The organism is Clostridium sp. MCC353, assembly GCF_018785315.1.
Taxonomy (GTDB): domain Bacteria; phylum Bacillota; class Clostridia; order Lachnospirales; family Lachnospiraceae; genus CHH4-2.
On the sequence record NZ_WQPN01000054.1, the window covers coordinates 42,093 to 61,620 of the forward strand.

18 protein-coding genes are annotated in these 19,528 nt (G+C 44.6%); 10 read left to right on the forward strand and 8 right to left on the reverse strand.

Annotation, left to right across the window (positions count from 1 at the left end; all coding sequences use genetic code 11):
* Nucleotides 1-21: 21 nt before the first annotated feature.
* The gene (locus tag GPL15_RS11065; RefSeq protein WP_215698736.1) at nt 22-1,905 is read left to right on the forward strand and encodes a DUF2264 domain-containing protein; all 1,884 of its coding nucleotides are present in this window, start codon (nt 22-24) and stop codon (nt 1,903-1,905) included.
* Between the two features lie 135 nt (nt 1,906-2,040).
* On the forward strand, nt 2,041-2,178 hold the full coding sequence (locus tag GPL15_RS11070; protein WP_215698737.1) for a hypothetical protein: 138 nt from the start codon (nt 2,041-2,043) through the stop codon (nt 2,176-2,178).
* Nucleotides 2,179-2,291: 113 nt separating this feature from the next.
* On the opposite strand, the gene GPL15_RS11075 is transcribed toward GPL15_RS11070, so the two are convergent.
* From GPL15_RS11075 to GPL15_RS11105, 7 genes are all read right to left on the reverse strand, one after another.
* A complete protein-coding gene (locus GPL15_RS11075) occupies nt 2,292-3,923 on the reverse strand; it encodes a DUF6259 domain-containing protein (protein WP_215698738.1) in 1,632 nt (543 codons plus the stop codon).
* A 32-nt stretch (nt 3,924-3,955) separates the two neighbouring features.
* Nucleotides 3,956-4,882: a glycoside hydrolase family 43 protein gene (locus GPL15_RS11080; RefSeq protein ID WP_215698739.1), complete on the reverse strand. Its 927-nt coding sequence runs from the start codon at nt 4,880-4,882 to the stop codon at nt 3,956-3,958.
* 17 nt (nt 4,883-4,899) lie between these two features.
* Complete coding sequence (locus tag GPL15_RS11085) at nt 4,900-6,357, reverse strand: sulfatase-like hydrolase/transferase (RefSeq protein ID WP_215698740.1); 1,458 nt, start codon at nt 6,355-6,357, stop codon at nt 4,900-4,902.
* On the reverse strand, nt 6,300-7,799 hold the full coding sequence (locus GPL15_RS11090; RefSeq protein WP_215698741.1) for a sulfatase-like hydrolase/transferase: 1,500 nt from the start codon (nt 7,797-7,799) through the stop codon (nt 6,300-6,302). The genes GPL15_RS11085 and GPL15_RS11090 overlap by 58 nt, the downstream gene beginning before the upstream one ends.
* 13 nt (nt 7,800-7,812) lie before the next feature.
* Nucleotides 7,813-8,640: a carbohydrate ABC transporter permease gene (locus GPL15_RS11095; RefSeq protein WP_215698742.1), complete on the reverse strand. Its 828-nt coding sequence runs from the start codon at nt 8,638-8,640 to the stop codon at nt 7,813-7,815.
* A complete protein-coding gene (locus GPL15_RS11100; RefSeq protein WP_215698743.1) occupies nt 8,640-9,509 on the reverse strand; it encodes a sugar ABC transporter permease in 870 nt (289 codons plus the stop codon). Before GPL15_RS11100 ends, GPL15_RS11095 begins: the two co-directional genes overlap by 1 nt.
* A gap of 113 nt (nt 9,510-9,622) precedes the next feature.
* A complete protein-coding gene (locus GPL15_RS11105; RefSeq protein ID WP_215698744.1) occupies nt 9,623-10,987 on the reverse strand; it encodes an extracellular solute-binding protein in 1,365 nt (454 codons plus the stop codon).
* Nucleotides 10,988-11,452: 465 nt separating this feature from the next.
* Here GPL15_RS11105 and GPL15_RS11110 point away from each other — a divergent pair, with 465 nt between their 5' ends.
* The 8 genes from GPL15_RS11110 to GPL15_RS11145 all read left to right on the forward strand — a co-directional run bounded on the left by GPL15_RS11110 (nt 11,453) and on the right by GPL15_RS11145 (nt 17,905).
* Nucleotides 11,453-12,337, forward strand: coding sequence for an AraC family transcriptional regulator (locus tag GPL15_RS11110; RefSeq protein WP_215698745.1), 885 nt, complete (start codon nt 11,453-11,455; stop codon nt 12,335-12,337).
* Between the two features lie 310 nt (nt 12,338-12,647).
* The gene (locus GPL15_RS11115; protein WP_215698746.1) at nt 12,648-12,830 is read left to right on the forward strand and encodes a hypothetical protein; all 183 of its coding nucleotides are present in this window, start codon (nt 12,648-12,650) and stop codon (nt 12,828-12,830) included.
* Nucleotides 12,827-13,066 carry a zinc ribbon domain-containing protein gene (locus tag GPL15_RS11120; RefSeq protein ID WP_215698747.1) on the forward strand — a complete coding sequence of 80 codons (240 nt, stop codon included), beginning with the start codon at nt 12,827-12,829 and terminating at the stop codon, nt 13,064-13,066. Before GPL15_RS11115 ends, GPL15_RS11120 begins: the two co-directional genes overlap by 4 nt.
* Before the next feature lie 154 nt (nt 13,067-13,220).
* Nucleotides 13,221-13,412 (forward strand): hypothetical protein, encoded by a 192-nt coding sequence (locus GPL15_RS11125; protein WP_215698748.1) that lies wholly within the window; start codon nt 13,221-13,223, stop codon nt 13,410-13,412.
* 103 nt (nt 13,413-13,515) lie between these two features.
* Complete coding sequence (locus GPL15_RS11130) at nt 13,516-14,031, forward strand: GNAT family N-acetyltransferase (protein WP_215698749.1); 516 nt, start codon at nt 13,516-13,518, stop codon at nt 14,029-14,031.
* A gap of 94 nt (nt 14,032-14,125) precedes the next feature.
* Complete coding sequence (locus GPL15_RS11135; RefSeq protein WP_346344945.1) at nt 14,126-14,692, forward strand: N-acetylmuramoyl-L-alanine amidase; 567 nt, start codon at nt 14,126-14,128, stop codon at nt 14,690-14,692.
* Between the two features lie 46 nt (nt 14,693-14,738).
* Nucleotides 14,739-16,985, forward strand: a complete 2,247-nt coding sequence (locus GPL15_RS11140; RefSeq protein WP_215698751.1) for a helix-turn-helix domain-containing protein — start codon at nt 14,739-14,741, stop codon at nt 16,983-16,985.
* 101 nt (nt 16,986-17,086) lie between these two features.
* On the forward strand, nt 17,087-17,905 hold the full coding sequence (locus tag GPL15_RS11145) for a PDDEXK nuclease domain-containing protein (protein WP_252198309.1): 819 nt from the start codon (nt 17,087-17,089) through the stop codon (nt 17,903-17,905).
* A 985-nt stretch (nt 17,906-18,890) separates the two neighbouring features.
* On the opposite strand, the gene GPL15_RS11160 is transcribed toward GPL15_RS11145, so the two are convergent.
* Nucleotides 18,891-19,310, reverse strand: coding sequence for a hypothetical protein (locus GPL15_RS11160; RefSeq protein WP_215698753.1), 420 nt, complete (start codon nt 19,308-19,310; stop codon nt 18,891-18,893).
* Between the last annotated feature and the right edge of the window lie 218 nt (nt 19,311-19,528).

Here is a 19,528-nt window from a genome sequence, read left to right on the forward strand (position 1 = left end):
AGAAGGAAGAAGGAGAGGTATATGAAACATCTGACGATCAGAAACAGGAATGATGCGGCGGCGGTTCTGCTTGAGATGATACGTCCGTTAAAGGCGTTTTACAGTCCGGGGCACGCATGGCTGCATGTGGGAAATACCGGCGTTCATTATGGAGAAAAATCTTCCCGAATGGAAGGGTTTGCCAGAATTCTCTGGGGCCTGGGGCCTCTGTGGGCAGGGCTGGATGGGCTCAATGAAGACATCAGGGCAGAAGCGGAGGAATGGCGCGCCTGGTATCTGGAGGGAATCATTCACGGAACGGATCCGCAAAGTGACGAATACTGGGGAAATGTGATGGATTATGATCAGAAGATGGTGGAAATGGCTGCGTTAGTCACAGCGGTCAGCCTGTCTCCGGATCAGTTGTGGGAACCGTTAACAAGCGGTCAGAAGGAAAATCTCTATCATTTTCTGGATCAGATCAACAGGCGGGAGGTACATCCCAACAACTGGCGGTATTTCAGGATACTGGTAAACATGGCATTCCGCCTTCTTGGCCTGCCATGGTCTGAAGAATGTATGGAGAAGGACCGGAAAGTGATCGAAGACTGTTATACAGGCGGCGGATGGTATTATGATGGAAATGCAGGTCAGGTGGATTACTATATTCCGTTTGCCATGCATTTTTACGGTCTGATTTATGCTGGGATGATGGAACAAAATGAGCCGGAATACTGCGGAATCTTAAAAAGCAGGTCGGCGGAATTTTCCAGGGATTTTGTGTATTGGTTTTCTAATGACGGGAATGAAATCCCCTATGGGCGCAGCCTGACTTACCGGTTCGCACATTCCGCATTCTTTGGTGCATCGGCATTTGCGCAGGTGGAGGGAATCGATTATGGAGTGATGAAACATCTGGTGCTGTCCAACCTGGAAACCTGGCTGAAACGGCCTATTTTTGACAATTCCGGTGTTTTAACCATCGGTTATGGCTATCCCAACCTGTTCATGAGCGAACGTTATAATGGGCCGGGATCCCCTTATTGGGGGTTAAAGGCATTCATTATGCTGGCTCTCCCGGACAGCCATCCATTTTGGGCGGCAGAGGAGAAGGAGTATGAGTTTGACCGTCAGAAGCTTCTTTCCCAGCCTCATATGCTGGTTTGCCATGAGGATCAGGGCCATGTCCTGGCGTATACGGCGGGACAGCACTGCAGAAACCATGGCCATTGCCCTGAAAAGTATGAAAAATTCGTTTATTCCAACCAGTTCGGTTTCAGCGTATCGAGGGAACCGGGGCTCAGGGAAGGTGCCTTTGACTGCACTCTGGCGGTTTCTCTGGCGGATGATGATAATTACCGCATGAGATATGGGGTAAATGCATTTGAAGTAAATGAAAGGGCGGTAAAGGCGGAGTATGATCTGATGAAGGGCGTTAAGGCTGTCAGCCTGATTATTCCCTGGGGGGCCTGGCATGTGAGGGTTCACAAAATACAGACTTCCTGGGAGATCGATCTGGTGGATGGCGGGTTCTCAATTGAGGCGGATCCGAATTTCCGGGTGGAACCGGGAGAAAAAACGGGAAAATATACCCAGGATCAGATTAAGCAAACGGAAAATGGCATTTTTGCGGTTCTCCCATGGGGAATCAGCGGGGCGGTCAGTTTAGACGGAGGTCACGGGGAAGTGATCGACTGTGCTCCGAACACCAATTTACTTTATAATCTCACCATACTGCCGGTTATCAGACACAGGCTGGAACCGGGAGAACATGTAATTGTTACCTGCGTATTCGGGGACCGGTCTGAACGGGCGGAAGAGAATATGAGGAAGATGCCGGAAGTGGTGATCGAAGGGGATATGGTGATTGTGAAGGATGGGGAAAAGAGGGTGGAGGAGAAGGTTTGTATTATTAAAGGGTGCTGAAATGCTTTAAATAAGGGATTGGATGAAGAGAAAAGAATTTCCTTTCCTATGATAAGATACTTACGTATAGTTGAAAAGAAGTCAGAGGATAATCTGATGGTTTCCTTCGGAAATAAACGAAGGAGGAAATGTAATATGAAGACACTTAAAGTGTTGACGTTGGTACTGGTGATATTTGCAGTGTTATGGAAAGCTTTCCATAACACTGCAGCAGCACAAAAAACAATCAGTGTATCCATGACAAGCGTTGAGGTATCATCAATCGTCATGTGACTGTGAGGGAATGTCGAAAGACGTCCTATTGATTTTCCTAAATGCATTATATATTATCTTGTCGCAAGACTCTTCAATATCCTTCTCGATACCTTTCTTGCCGATCATTGCCGTTACAGAAATCGAGCGGCATAAGTTTTCGCATCCTGTATGATCTTTTGAACCTTTTCCGGAGAAGTTTGAAGCGTTTGATCCACAATTGTCAACGTAGGAATTATCCCTTTTCTCAACGGTGTTCTCCACTGAGGATTGGCACCTAGTTCATGCACACCTGTACTGAACCGACCAGGATCTCCAAGACAAAGGTGTCCAAAATTCCTTGAATAAGTGTCAAACATTGGCGGATATGCTTCGTCATGCCAGTGCAGTTTTCCGTCTGTGTGTCCACATTGCAGAAGAGGAATGCAGGCGGAAAGTCCATCATACCAGCCCTCACCAGCAATGAGCAATTCTGGATGATCCTGGCGAAGTTTATGGACAAGTTGCTTTACACCATTGTAAACATTATGGTTTGGGTCGTTTTTCCAAATTGCAGCAATATCAAGAAAGACTCCGTCGAATCCATATACATCACAGAGTGTCAGAATTTGCTGGGTCAATCTGTTCTGCCATTTAGGAGCGCCTGGATTCAGGCTGCGGTTAGAGCTATGATCATAATGTCTGGAGGCATCCCAGTCCACACTGGAGCGGTTTATGTTACCAGATGCGGTTCTCAGTTCAGAAGGTTCTCCCCAATGACTAAATCCATCGTGATGTATACCACTTACGTTGATTCCAAACATGAGCATTACATGTACTCCCAGTTCTTTTGCTTCTTTGCACAATCGTCGAAACCCTTCCTCGCCACCCATGCGTACATCTGGACCATACGCACCATATTTCCAGTAGTATCGCCCTTCCCACCCCGGCAAATAGACCAGGATTCGTTTTGGTTCGATATAGGTACACAACTGTTTTATGTTATTCAAAATAGCAGCATAATCGTTAAAGATATATCCAGTCCAGTGCTGGCCGTGGATTGCAGCAATGAGAGATATCTCTCGAGCCCACGAAGGCACATCTGTACGCTGCTCCCAGGGCACCAAATTATAAGCCTGTTGGATATGTACCATAAAGGGGCGATATATTTCTCTCAAACTTTTTCTTAGTCCGATTTCCCATCTGGGAACCTGAATATGATTGGTCATTTCAGTGGCCAATTCTTCATATATTAATTCAGCAATAAAGGATGTATCGTCTGCTTTTTGAAATACAAATGTTTTTTCTCTAACACAAATATCCAAGGATTGAAAATACAGGAAACAACCATCCGGCTGATTAAACACCACCAATGGAGTTCCAGCGTCTCTCCATCCTTCTGGATACTTGAAACACAAACCCTCCTCGGTGATGGGGCGCTTTCGGGCATCAATCAAATTGATAATATCTCCTACGGGAAATTCGGATACGATCAGTTTAACCGAACGGATTTCCTCTTCAGCATGATCTATAAATCCCTGAAATGTAATACCGGTGGTATCATCCTTAGTATCTACCCGGATCTCGGCATATCCCGGAGCGGTAAGCTGACCGCCTGCAGTAAGCAACCCATTACATTGTAAAAGGGTATTGTTTTTTTTGACGGTGACACCGCTCTTTAAAGGATCCAATGAATAGACATTTGTGAAGGTATAAATCATGGCAGATATATGAATACTGCCGACAATCAGACTCGCATTAGAAAAAGTGAAACTAAGTTCCTGCATTTTAATCCTCCTCACTTAATGAAATTATACACTTAGACTGTCAATGGAGGGTGGCGCAGTACAATCCGATCCTGTTCAAAGTCCATTCGGGTTATATATACCTGACGATTTTCTCCGGCCATGTTGTAATCGGTATGGGCATGATAGATGCAATACAACATTCCTTCCGAATCAGAGACAACACTGTTATGGCCAGGACCTGAAATCTGTTTGTCTGCACACAGAATAGGATTATTTTCGTATTTTATAAAGGGGCCTGTGGGACTACGGCTGACAGCTGCTCCTATTCCATAGTATAGTGAGCCAAAATAGTTTGCCGAATACATCAGATGGTAATACCCATTATGCTTTACCACGAAAGGGCCCTCATTCCAAAATTGTTTTTTTTCAGGCTCTTTTCTTTCCCATGCCTGCTCCGGCTTGAGAATACAATAGCCCTCTCCCTTGACCGTAATGAAATCGTCTCCCAGTTCTACAACCCAAATGTCAGCCTCCTTGGCTCCGTTTACAATATGATTTGCACCGGCTCTGGAATAATACAAATAGTTTCTTTCTCCGTCCTTTAAGATATGTGCATCCAGGACTCCGTATCCGGGGTCAAACATTGGACGCTGATCGTAAACATCCAGAAAGGGCCCTTCCGGTGTGTCAGAAACGGCTACACCTATTCGCAATTGCTCCTGCGAATATATTTTCCACTGCGCAGTGTAGTACATATAGAATTTGCCTTTGAACTCATATACTTCCGGAGCCCAAAAGCAGGAGTCTCCAAAGCTTTTATCCGTTGCACGATAACATATCCTGGGACCCGACCAATCCGAAAGATTATCCGATTTCCAGCAATAAAATCCATGGAACCTGCTGGTTGCATACAGATAATATATCCCTTCATGTCTCAGTACATAAGGGTCTCCAATATTCGTAATAGGCACTGGATTCTTTATATTTCTTATTTTCATATCCGGCAGGCCTCTCCTTAGTATGCGGCTTCCCGCATTGGTAAAGGATCAGCAGTAAAAGCCATTCGGTTTGCCATAGTCTCCAGCATCGTTATCTTTATATTGACATATGAGGCATCGTTGTAAAGATTTAACCGTTCCTGAGGATCCAGATTTAGGTCATAGAGTTCTCCCTGATTAGAGGAATGATAATAATTAAGCTTGTATCGTCCATCGAAAATCATGGTTGCAAAGATTTTAACGGAACCATGACGCATAGCATTGTAGTACTCACAGTATACCGTCTCCCGAAAACAATCCTCTGCATCCTGTTCCGTAAGCAGCTTGCAAAAGCTCTTTCCCTGCATTGCGGCATAAGGAGGCAACTGTGCAATGTCCAACAACGTAGGTGCAATATCAACCAATTCAATCATGGCTTCACGGACTACACCCTTCAGAAAATGTCCTGGCCAGCTGATGATGAGTGGTACTTTGACCATGGGATCATAGAAATATCCGCCTTTGAGGTATATTCCATGATCTCCCAGCATTTCGCCGTGATCGGATGTAAAAATAATCACGGTATCCTCATATTGATTGGTGTCTTTTAGCGTTTGCACAACTCTTCCGACTTCTTTGTCCAGCTGTTCGATCATTGCATAATAGGCTGCTTTGATTAAAAGATGGTCTTTCTTACACATAGCATCGTATGCAAAATTACCCTTGGTAGAATAGGCTCCTTCATGATCAATCTGCTGGGGGGTAGGCTTGTGATCCAATTCTCCCGGTTGATAATTAGGCAAATCCTCCGTAGTAAGACGGGCAATATACTTTTCCAACAGTGCCTTGGGTGGATCAAAATCGTGATGCGGATCAAAAAAGTTCAACGAAAACATCCATGGATTTTCAGGGTAAAGGCTATGAGACTGAATGAACTCGATCGCCATTTCTGCACACCAGTGGCTGTGGGAATTAACGGTATCTGGTCCAATATAGACATAGGGAGAACCGCAATATGGAACACGGTTATATTCTTGTCCCCGGGCGGCAAGCCATATGTTATATTCATTATTAGCCCAATTGCTCTTTGCACCCCGGAAGTCCGGATGATGAGACCAATGGAATACACTGTATCCATCGTCTGTCCTGGGCTCACCGGATACACACACACTGGTATGACAAGGCGCAATGTGTAGCTTTCCGGACAATCCAACGGTATATCCGGCATCTGCAAACAATTTCGTCACCAGCTTTTCCTGTCGAGGCATCCGTTGGCCATTTTGACGGACGCCACATGTTCTGGGATAACGGCCTGTGAGGAATGATGCCCGAGAGGGTGCGCACACCGGACTCTGGCAGTAGGTATTACGCATCAGAACACCTTCGGATGCCAGCAGGTCAATATTTGGTGTATCCAGCCGGTCATTACCATAACAACTTAGGGCATCGAAGCGTTGCTGGTCTGTGCATATGTATAGAACATTCGGCCTGCGCATTGGGGATCCACTCCTTCCTTCACATCATACTCCAACAAAAAGTCGTCCAAAGATCGTCTCATCCGGTTCAGTACCGGTGAGCTGTCCGGATCAAAGACTAAATTAGTTATTTCATAGGGATCTTGCTCCAGATCGTACAGTTCCTCTATTTGACAAATGTTGCGGACATATTTATACCTGCGGTCTGACCAGGCATAAGCACGGTGGGGAATGTGGTGACCATAGGTTTCAGCGAATAGATACTCCCGCCAAGGTGTATTCCGGTTGGTAAACAACTCCAGAATATTCTTTCCGTCCACCTGTTCACGAAACTGGGTCCCTGCAGCTGCCAGCAGCGTTGGAGCCAGGTCAACATTGCTGATCAATTGGGTTCCCTGAGAACCCGGCGGGATCACACTATCCAAACGCATAGCAAAAGGTATGCGCAGTACTTCCTCTGCCATATAGGCATCCTTGTCAAAATGACCACCGTGGCTCCCAATGGCATCGCCGTGGTCAGTGGTCCATATCACCATGGTATCTTCCATCATCCCCAGCTCCTCCAGGGTATCCAATATCTGGCCTCCTGCTTCGTCGGTCATGGTAATCTGTGCATAGCATCGCGAAAGCGTCTCAGCATATCGGGACCAGGGGGCCGGATTGTCCTGAAGGATTCGATAGTCCTGGCTAATACCCTTAGCGGCTTCGAATCGATAGATATCCGGTTTCATCTTCAAATCATCTCGAAAGCTGGGATACTCTGGAATCTGCTCAGGAGGATACATATCCGCATATTCCCGGGTAGGGAAATAGGGTTGGTGAGGACCCCAGAATTCCACCTGCAGACAGAAAGGACGGTCACTGTCCTTCAACTCCCGCAGCTTACTGCAGGCTTCGTGGGCAAGGAAGAAGGCCTCATGAGTCTGCTTGGGGGTGACCAGAATTCCAGAGGCACTTTCATTCATGGTTTTGCGATCCAATACCTTTTCCTGGCCCTCCACAATGTCATCGATCCATCCGGGGGTACACCAGTTGTGCTCAATCAGCGCCCGGGGGAAAGGCAGTTGTTGTTCGTGTAGATACTCTTGATACCGGGGGAGCAGATAGGGACTGCCGTAATCCTCACAAAAGACACCCTCTGCTCCGAAGTCCGCAGGAGTTCCCTTGCCGGTGTGCCATTTTCCGTAATAGAAAAGGTCATACCCGGCATCCGTCAGTGCCTCCAGATAAGTCTGATGGAGGTATTGCTGTGCGTTGTTCTTATACTGCTTGTGATGGCAGGTATGAAGTCCGGTAATCATAGTACGCCGGGAAGGAGCGCACAGAGGAGTGGAACAGTAGACTTTATCAAAAGAAGCGCCCTGCTGTGCCAAACGGTCGAAATTAGGCCGGCGGATATAAGAGGCATCATGACCATAATAGGCTTGATGGTCATTGACCAGTAACACAATGTTTTTTTTCATAGACAACCCTTCTTCATTTTATGGAGCTGTCAATCTGCCCTTCTATGATATAGCGCTGCAAAAATAGATACAGCAATATTACCGGTAAGATTCCTACCACACACAAGGCACAGGCCTTGGGTACATTGGGAATACCGTTGGACAGACTGAAAGCATTTTTGATTTGTAGTATAATAGTGTGCTTGGATTTATCCTGTAATAGATACATAGGCATCAGATACTGATTCCAACAGCCGTTGGCGACTACAATGATACGTGTTACCGTAATCGCCTTGAGTTGGGGCATAATGATGTAGAAAAAGGTCTGCAGTACACTGGCACCATCTATGGTAGCTGCTTCATCCAACGCCCTGGGAATGGATGAAAGAAAGTTCACATAGAAAAACATAGTGGCGGACATACCGGTAGCCGCCAACAGCAACCCCAGTCCCCAAAGGGTATTGACCATTTTCGCTTTGACCATCAGTGAATAGGTACCCACCAGCAGCGTTACCCGGGGGATCATCATAATGGTCATGCTGCCGTAGCGCAGATATTTAGCAAATCTTCCTTTGCTTCTGGCAATGCCGTAGGCCGCAAGAGCACCAAAAACGATCTCTACTGAACAGGTGATGACTACCAAAATAATGGAATTAGCAAAGCCTTGCCAGATGGTACCCTCCCGGAAGATGGCAATATAATTGCCAATGTTAATAATCCGAGGAAATTGGAGCTTGGAGCCAATGTCCTGAACAGTACGCAGGGACATAGTCACCAGCACATAGATGGGCAGCAGATAAATCAGCACCAAGGCAATGGCCCCCACATAGGTCCAGATAGAGGGTTTCTTGTTCAGCCGCATCAGTACTCTACCTCCTTCTTTCTCAGATACGCATTCACAGGGAAGGCAATTATCATAATCACAAGAAAACTGACAATGCCCAGTGCCGAAGAATAACCTGCCTTTTCATCGTTAAAATACAGCGTGGAAATGTAGTACGACAGGGACATGGATTCCCGGTTGGGGCCGCCGCCGGACATGGATGCAATCACATCGAACATCTTGAATCCGTTGATTAGATTGGTCACAACAGCTGTGGTAATGGAGGGGATCAGCAGGGGAAGGGTGATCTTTTTGAACATCTTCCATTTTCCCGCACCATCGATCTTTGCAGCCTCCTGATACATGGCCGGAATATTTTGCAGTCCGGCAAGATAAATCACCATGCATAGTCCTAGATACTGCCAGGAATTGACCAGTGTAATCATCAATACGGCACGCCAGCCGGTTTTCATCCAGTAAACAGGATCCAGCCCGAACATGCCCAGGATCTCGTTGAACACACCACCTTCGTACTGAATGAAATAGTAAACAATCTGGCCCATGAGAAAGGCAGAGATCATAATGGGTACATACACAATGGCTCTGACTGCATTGCGGCCACGGAATTTCTTATTTAGAAACAAGGCAATGGCTAAGCCGCCCATATTTTGCAGCAGGGTGGAACCAAAGCCGTAAATCATGGTGTTAAAGAGTGATCTCCAGAATACCTTATCGGTAAACAGCTTTTCAAAATTGTCCAGACCCACAAATTTCATATTTTGGGAGTAGCCATTCCATTTGTAAAGGCCCAACCGCAGGGCGTTGACAAATGGAATACAGACGAAGCAGAAGATCAAAAGCAGCCCAGGGACTGCTATTAGAATGTATTTTCGCTGTTGTGACTTCATGGTACACGTCCTTTCATGGGTAGCTTCAAAGGCGGGACAGCAACTTGCTGTCCTACCCGTTCTGCATTCGTGGATCACTCCGGCAGTTCCGGAGATCCGCTGTTACTTAAAGCTTATTCTGCGTGTGCTGCCTCATACAGATCCTGATAGTTTTCCAGCAGCATCTGTTTGACTGCCTGAATTCCCTGTTCAGAGTAATCGGTGGCCAGCATTTCCATACCGGATTTAAACACATTCCACATACCTGAAGGCATATACTCTCTATCCCAGAAATTATCGTAGAGGATGTTGTCTCCGGCACATTTTTCCTTCATAATGGTGAAGTACTCCAGAATCCTGCTGTCATCGGTTTCCATAGTAGGCTTCATGCAGTTGACAGTACCAGAAGCTACTGCAAGCTCGTTGGCGTTCTCAGGTCTGGTCAGGTATTTCATGAATGCCTTGGCAGCTTCCGGATTTTTGGACTCCTTCCACAGACCAAATGCATCACCCTCACCGATAGCCACAAATTTCTTGCCGCCTTCCTTGGAGGCAGGAATCGGGATGATGGCATAATCCCCATCAGGATTCAAGGTCAGGCAGCCCTGCAGCAGGGCGCCGCCCTGTGCGATCATAAATGCAGCCTTATCGGAGGAGAAACGCTCACTGGTATCGGTGTTATTGATGGTAGCAAAGTCCTCAAACATATAGCCCTTGCTAATCCAGCCGGCCAGCTCCTCAAGCCAGGGAACAAAGGACTCGAAGTCGTAGCTGCCGTCAAGCATAGCTGCAGAGTCTTCTGCCAGCTCACCTTCATAGCTGACCCAAGTACCTGCTGAATTGGCCATGGTGGCAGGCACAGGAGCGGAGGCAATGGGAGTAAAGCCTGCGGCCTTGATCTGAGCACAGATATCGTCAAAATCATCCCAGGTCTCGATGGAGTAGATATCCACATTTGCCTGATCGCATACACCTTTGTTTACCAACATGCAGGTGTACAACTCAGACGGCATGCAGACATAGATTTTGCCATCATCGTCCGTGATCGTACCCAGTGCAGATTCGTCATAATCTGCAACCCAGCTCTCGCCGGATAAATCAGTCAGATATTCCTTGTAACGCAGGATAGACCAGCCGTGTGTCTCAAACACATCGGGCAGCAAATTAGATGCCATTCTTGTCTTCATGGTGTTTTCATAGTCATCGCCGTAGGAGGTTACTTCCACATTACAACCGCTTTCTTCTTTAAAGCGGTTTACAATGGCATTAAAAATATCCAGAGAACCGCCGGAATAACGGACTGCAATTTCGATGGTAGTACCCTCGTAGGGCTTTGCGTTAGAGCTTTCCTTGGGTTCCGATTCTGCTGCACTGGTTTCGGCCGGCGCATTCGTTTGTTCAGCAGCCGCTTCACCTGTGTCAGTGGTAATTTGGCAGGCTGCCATAGACATTATCAGGCACAATCCTGCTATTACCGCAATGATTTTCTTTTTCATCATATGTCCTCCTTGTTTTTAATAATTATTTTCAGATACCTGAAGGGTATCCGTTTTTTTCTTCCGTTTCCGGTGTTGTTGTTGTATAATAAAAATAATATCAGAGGCGCTGTTTCTTTCGAAAATATTCGGAATTTTCTTAAAAAAGAAAATAAATCCGTGTTTAGCTCAGCAAATCAGGAACAAATCAAATAAGAAAACGATTGTTATTTTAAATGACATCCGGTTCTCCGAGATCTGGAATTCTCCTTGGCTGCCAGAATCGGAGTATAGATCTTAGGATGTGTCCTCTGTAGTTGCCACAGTTAATCTATAGTGTAATTGCACAATAAAAACTGTATTTAAAATTTTATATTGTGCATTTTTGCTTTTGTTTATTTGGATTATAGCATTACGAGATGTATACGTCCATACACATTCCTGATGAGTTTATAGACAAAACTGCTTTCTATAGGAGACGAGAGTATTATGATTGAGATTTCGGGATATTGGCGAACTGTTCTTAAAAAAATGGGTACTCAGGATGATTCCGAACCGCTAGTCATTAACTGTTGCGGATATCAAAAATTTATGACCAAGAACCTATTTGTAAATAGAAAATCGGGGCGATTGGATTATCAACTGATTTATATTTCTCAGGGCAGCGGTTTCTTTCTTCTAAATGGTGAATGGAAACAGCTATCGGAAGGCGAACTCATTCTTTTCCGCCCCCACGAACAGCAGGTATATTCGTATTATTATGAGGATAATCCGGCTGTATACTGGATCCACTTTACTGGAAACAATGTGGATTCTCTATTAGAAACCTTTCAAATCCATTCCGGGTATATCGGTAATCACTCATCCATCATCAAGTTATTGAGCAAAATCATCACAGAGCTTCAACTCAAGAAGTCTGGCTACAAAATGGTAATCGATTCCTACTTTCAAATTCTGCTTGCTACCATATACCGTTGTAAAAATGATATTCTTTCTAATGATAGAAATTCCAAATTGATGGATTCTCTAATTATACAACTCAATGAGCGTTATCAGCAAACCTGGACTGTGAAGGAAATGGCCCAGTTCTGCAATTTAAGCGAAGGATATTTCGCCCATTATTTTAAAGAATCAACAGAATATTCACCAATGCAGTACTTGACAAACCTGAGGATTTCCAGAGCCAAATACTATTTGGTGGAGACAGATATGCCTTTGTCCACCATTGCACCGCTAGTCGGATATAAGGATCCGCTCTACTTTAGCCGTGTGTTCAAAAAAACAACTGGTCTTGCTCCTAGAGATTATCAGAAGAACTACGGCAGCGTGAAGCATTCCGGAAGTGGACCACCAGCGAGATTGGGATCGTTCTGACAAGGAACGGATCCACCTAGTCTGAGGCGGTCAGCAGCCCTTTTTGTGGTTTGCTTTTGGACATCGGTTTTTCTTAGGTTCATATCCATTAGGATGCATGCGTAAGCCCAGTTTACAGCGTGGAACTCCAACCGGAGTTTGTGTCGGGCTGGGATAACAGGCGTTTATAGTTACAGTCAGCAATACCGTTTTCCTTACACATGCAGATTCGTTTTTACCGAAGAAGCTTCTTGAGGAATCGGAAGCGTCTATATAACAGTATAAGAAAAGATATGCCCTTTGCTCCTCGGAGGGGGATGGACACATTGCCATGGATAATCTTGCAGAGCTTACGGTTAATGCTTTTGAAGCAGGTTTCATTACGTATGAGAAGCTCGAATATCTGTTAAGCATGTGCGGTCTGAAGCCTGATGATCTTGGAGTCTGGAAAGTATCTGGAAATGCCTTTCCTTCGGATGAGGAACTGGACAGCATCATGGAGGAAGGAATATGATAGATAAAATGATCATCATGCTTAAGTATAAGCTGGAGGACAGGGGGAAACAGCTGATCCGTATCGATAAATGGTATCCGTCATCGAAGACCTGCAGCCGGTGCGGACAGGTCAGGATGATGCCGTTAACCATGCGCCGGTATGAGTGCAGCTGCGGGATGTGCGTGGATAGGGACTTAAATGCGGCGATCAATATCAGGAACAAGGGATATGAGATATATCTAAAGGCAGTATAGCTGCAGCAGTCAACTGTAGGGCTGGGATGGTCCGAACAGTATAATCTACGCCTGTGGAGCTGGAATAGACCTGCTAACAGAGAGGCAATCGGCGCTGAGACAGGAAGCTCGTGACTTTAGTCGTGAGAGCAAGTTCACAAGGAGGGAAAATATTATGAATAAAAACGCAATCACGAATCCTCTGACGTTAAATGAGATAGGAATGGAAGCGCTATCCAAGGCACTTTCTCCTGTAGATGTTGCTCGTTTCCTTCGGCTGTATGATAAGGGAAGCGGAGATTATACCAAAGAGCGCGAACAGGAGTTAGATGGACTTACTATGAGCGATATTCATGCTTCTATGTAAAGCAATGCGAGAATAAGCGCAAAGGAAGGATGATTTCTCATGGCTTTCAGCCATGGGGATTTTTTTACATAAAAACATAGAAAACCACGAAAGGAGGAACTATATGAACATAAAACTCGTTTTACCATCTGCTGACTATAAAGAAAAGGTTTTAAGCTATAAGGCGGATTTCATCAAAAATGGTGACAGCATGGACGGAGCGGCAGGACTGGAAACAGCACAGACATTTGAAGATTGGTATACCGCGTGGAAGAATAATTTATCAGAAGCGACTGTGTGTGGGGGTTTAGTTCCGGCAACGACTTTTTTAGCAGTTGATGATAATGATAATTTAGTTGGAATGATTGATATAAGGCATAGGTTAAACGATTATCTGCTGAATTTTGGCGGACACATTGGTTATAGTGTTATTAAATCGCAAAGACAAAAGGGAATTGCTACAAAGATGTTGTCACTCGCATTGGATGAGTGCAGAAAACTTGGTCTGCAAAAGGTTCTGATTACTTGTGACAAAGAAAATATAGCTTCTGCTAAAACCATAATTAATAACGGCGGAATTTTAGAAAATGAGGTTCCTGAGAATAACCGTATCACACAACGTTTCTGGATTAATCTGTAATTCACCCCTAAATTAAAATAAATCCGCACGTCCCCGGCTCCACTGCCATATAATAAAAAGAGAATCTACGGAATGAAGTGATAATTTGATTCGAGTGTTTATCGATCAGGGACATAACCCGGAACGGGTTAACGCAGGCGCCGAGGGCTTTGGCCTGAGGGAACAGGACATCACATACATGGTGGGCTATTATCTGTCCAACATTTTAATGGCCGACGGCCGTTTCCAGGTGAGGACTTCCAGGACTAACCCGGAGCAGATTTTAGGCTATGACAACCGGTCCAGCTTAGATGCAAGAGTGACTGCGGCAAACAACTGGCCTGCCGACTATTTTATCAGCATCCATGTGAATGCCAATGTGAATCCGGCTGTGAACGGCAGCGAAGTTTATGTTTATGAACTGGGCTCCCAGTCCTATTATCTGGGCCAGGATATACTGGCAGAGATTGTCAGGCGGGTGGGAACCATGTATAATGGAGTGAGAGCCAATCCATCCCTGTACGTGCTGCGGAACACCAATATGCCGTCTGTACTGGTGGAACTGGCCTATATCACCAATTATGAGGATGCGGTGAAGCTGAGTGAAGACCAGTACCAGTTCGCATATGGAATTTATGTGGGACTGCTGAACTATCTGGCCCTGCCTCAGGTATTGTTCTAAAAATGAAGGTTATGGGTAACGGTTACGGAAAGGATAAAAGCAGGGGATGAAAAAACGATTTGTTAAAAAGAAAATGCTGTATTCACTTTTAATTCCATACCTCCTTGCCGGGATTTTCGTCACCGCATTTTTTGGATATAAATATAACGCTTCTGTAAAAGAAATAAAGAACAGTTATTTTGAGGAAAATGAAGCGGTTCTTGGAAAACTCAACAGGGAGCTGGATTATCTGATCAGTGATATCGAGAATCTGATCGTCGAAGTGGAACTGGATAACCAGCTCTTAAAACCGCTGGCCATATCAGAAGGGAAACGGAGCGGCAGTGAAAATTACTCAATCGCAATGGCCCTGATTCGGCTAAGGAATATTAAGAAATATAACCATTTGATAGAAGATCTCCTGCTGTACTACAGAAAAGGCAATTTCTTTTTAAATACTTTGAGCATCCGGGATGAACAGGGGATTTACAAGGATTACAGCAGCAACCAGACCGTCGGCTTTGAACAGTGGAAAGGGGCGCTGACCCCGGTTTACCCTCAGGGCCGGCTGGTTACTGCGGGCGAATCCATTTTCTACATCGTTACTGTGCCGTTTAACGAGCAGATTGAGAGCTGCAATGTGATCGTAAAGATTGATTCCGACGGGTTCTCTGAACTGATGAATGACTATAATCTGGTCAATGAAAATGCAGTCTACCTGTTTGACAGCCATATGACCCAGGTGGCCTCTAATATCATTGGAAAAGCGCTCCCTTTGTCGGAAGACGATGTGAAAGCGGCGTTTCAGAATGCCGTATCCGGCAGCAGATTGGAACTTAACAGGACAACCTATCATATCTCAGGCGCCCAAAGCGATAAAACAGGTTTAAACTATCTGCTTTTGACAAAAGCGGAGATTCTGGATACTCAGATCCGCTATATTACGCTGCTCTATACGGGCGGTGGAATTTTGATTGCCCTTCTGCTGTTTTTAGGCATTTACGGGGTAGCGGTTAATTACAGGCATATCCAGTCGATTATAGAACGGCTGATGAAGAACAATGAAAAAGAATGTGAAAAAAACTACTCGGAATTTGATTATATCAACAATGCCTTAAATGCCCTGGAGGAAAAAATGCAGGGACAGGAGAGAGAGGTGCTTGACAACTGTATCAGGAAGGCAATTTACGGGCTGCTGGATGAAGAGGACAGCGGCTGTGTGCATTTGTTTAAACATCAGGAGCAGCTTTGTTATGGGCAGAGCATGATTGCAGTGTTTGAAAACTGTTCTGAACATGAAAGGGAAGCCAAGGAAGTTAATCTGGATCTGTTTATCATCGATAATGTTTTCAGGGATATTTTTGAGCAGAACGTGCAGAGCTGGGGAGTAGCGGTCTACCGATGGGAAATCCTGGTCCTGAACTGGTGCAATGAAGGCGGTATCGAGGCAGAATATGTGCAGAACGGCCTGAGAAGCGCCAGAAAGTTTCTGGAAGAGAGGCTGGAACTGCCCTATACGGTGGGAGTTTCCGAGCCTGTCTGCGGCATTAAGGAATTTCCCCGTGGATACAGAGAGGCAGTGGAAGCTGTGGAAGAAAAGCAGGTTTTAGGGGAAAAGCAGGTGATCTGTTATGGGAAGATCAAAGATGGCGGCCATCATTTTGAGTATACCGGCGAGATGGAAAAACGGTTTAAAAACTATATCCGCTTAGGGGATTACGAAAAGGCCAGGGAACAGATTGAAAACATCTATAATGAAGCATTTCGCCAGAATCCCATATCGCCTGAAGGGGGCAAGCTTCTGCTGTTAAATCTGATAAAAACCGTCAATGAGATATCCAAAGAACGTAATGACCCAAGGCAGGTTGACGCGGCTGCCGTATTGAAGAAAAAATACACGGCTCATTCCATGAAAAATGAGATTCTGGAAGTGGTGGAATACCTGTGCGCCCAAAGTATGGAGACTGTGGACAGCGCGGAAACACGGATAGACCAGATCCGGCAGTATGTGGCTGCCCATTATGAAAATGTTGATTTGAACGTATCCATGATTGCGGAAGCATTTCATTTAAACCCATCCTATCTTTCCAGATTCTTTAAAGAGGAGACTGGAGAGAATCTTCTTAATTATATCAATCATTTCCGGGTGGAGAAGGTGAAGGAACTTTTGAGGTGCACAGATGAGACAATAACCGTGACGGCCGGTAAGACGGGGTTCTTAAATGCGGCGGCATTGTCCAGAACATTTAAGAAGATGGAGGGGATAACGCCGGGGCAGTATAAGGCGATTCATCAGGCGGAGGGGAAGCTTTGAGCAGATGTGAGAGGCCTGATTGGTCCTATCAATACGTGAATTTAACATGACAAAAGGTAATGTTTTCCGAATGAAATGTTGAGTAATCCTAAGAAAGCGATTTGTATGTTTGTAAAAAAGGGGGAGATTATAAAAGCTGGGATATAGAAAACAAAGTTCAGAGTTGGGAGAAATTTTATGAAACTTATGCAGATGATGAATTTGTGACAACACTGTTGTCACAAATAAGCTGGTCCAATCATCTGGCTATCATTTCAAAGGGAAAAACCCCTGAAGAACGTCATTTTTATATAACTCTTTGTATAAAAGAAAATTATTCGGCACGAGAATTGGCCCGTCAGATAGATAGTGGATATTACGAACGATATATGTTGTCTAAGGAAAAAACGTTACCTGAGCCGATAAAGGGATTGAAAGAAAATCCGTTTCTGGACTCTTATGTGATAGAGTTTCTGGATTTACCATCTAACTTCAAGGAGCCTGATTTAAGAAAGGGCCTGATTAAAAATATGAAAGATTTTATTCTGGAGGTTGGCAGGGATTTTACGTTCATTGATGAAGAATTCAAAGTCCAGGTTGGCGGTGAAGATTACAAGATTGACCTGCTTTTCTTTCATCGGGGATTGCAGTGCCTTGTGGCATTTGAACTGAAAATTGGCAAATTTAAACCGGAGTATATATCGAAAATGGATTTCTATCTGGAAGCTCTTGATCGTCAGAAGAAAAAGGAAAATGAGAATCCAAGTGTTGGGATGATATTATGTGCGTCTAAAGACGATGAAGTTGTTGAGTATGCTATGAGCAGAACATTGTCTCCAATGATGGTTGCAGAGTATCAACTTCAATTGCCGGACAAGAATGTACTGCAGAAGAAATTGCAGGAATTGATCAATATGCCTTTATTAGAGAATGATGAGTAAATATTGGTGTTAAGGAATGTGGCGAGAAGATATTTTTAATGGTCTTTGATATAGTACCAAAGGACATTACCTCGACAGAAGCATAAAGAGGAATTGCACCTTCATGGTTGTAGAAATTATGTTCTATAAAAATAACGTTTGAACGGCTGATTTCAGAGGCAATCGTGCCTTGATTTCTCCAGTACAATTATTTGTCCTTAAATGCGGAAGGATCATGGAGATTTAAGGCATCCTGTGTAGTCTGAAATACATTGACGAGACGCGCTCTTAATGCAACTTCAATTTGAGATAAGCAGCTGAATAGCAGATGGGATAGTTCAGAGTCAAAGTGATAGAGTTTTAAGATGTGGGAAAATTTCGTGCCTGCTATGTACTTTTTCGTAACAGGGTCAATACGATGAAAGCTGTAGCCTTTCAATCGATAATATCCGATTGTTGTTAATGCCCCTTCCGCTTCGTCAAGTGTCATTCCAGAATCTTTGAGCTTTTGTATTAGCTGTGTAACTGATAAAAAATTCTTAGGGTATCGATACATTGGTTCTCTTCGAATATAAAAAGTCCCGCCGGGTTGCGCATTCTTACTGAAGCAAGACTAAGCGTGGCGGGTTCTGTTGTTTATAGTGTACTTACAATGAGCCGTTTTGTCAATTGATTTGAGAAAAATGCCTATATTGGCATAACGTTGGTACATTTCATAATTAGTGTAAAAAAGAAGCTTCCCGGTCTGGGAAAGCTTCTTTTTTAGAATACCTCTGCGCAAGTTATTTTAGTTAATTCTGATCAGCTGGTCTTCAGGAATGAATTGACCTAGAGTGTGGTACAAATACATCTCTCATATACAAGATATCTTTGCTTAACACTGCCTCAATCTGCCGGTTAACCAGTTCTTCCATCGCTTTCACGCGCCATTCCGGGAAACGTTCATCTCCGCGGAAGGTGAATTGAAAACCTTTAAGCCCTACCAGGTCAGAGCGGATTTCGGAAGTCACGGCCTGCCGTCCGTGGTTAATTCCGGTGAAACATTATTGAGTTTAATTCCGTACAGCCCGATTCCTTTGAAAGCCAGTTTGGAGATCACTTCATTGAACTCATTGAGGTAAAAGGACACGTCCTGCCACTGGATATCCTCCTGTTCTTCTTTTACCCAAAAGGTATCATTAATGGAGGCAGCATGGGTAACCCGAATAAAACCCTCGGTCCTGTCGCATCCGCAGTTCTTCATGATCTGCCGGAGGTGGGAATTGTGCTTCGAAGCTTTCCGGTTATCAAGCCACGCTTCGATATAATCAAACCCTATCGGCAGATGTTCATTTGTATGTTTTTCAAGGGAATATGTGTTCCCAAATCCGCTGTCTGTGATGGTAAAACGGGCGGCTTCCCGGTCTTTGTTCATAAGCAGATACATTTTGACACCTCCCTGCTCTGTAATGTTCTAATTATATGTAAATCCGTACACAATGTAAAGATTATCCTTTTCTCTCCGATGCGGTCTCCACATGATGTGCAGCTGCCGTTTTTCTCAAATCCGGGGTTATTATCAGAAAAATTTCATACGCCTAACCACACGGAAATAAAGCTGAGGTAAAAAAATGATAAGAAAGTAAAAAAATGATGGGCCAAAAA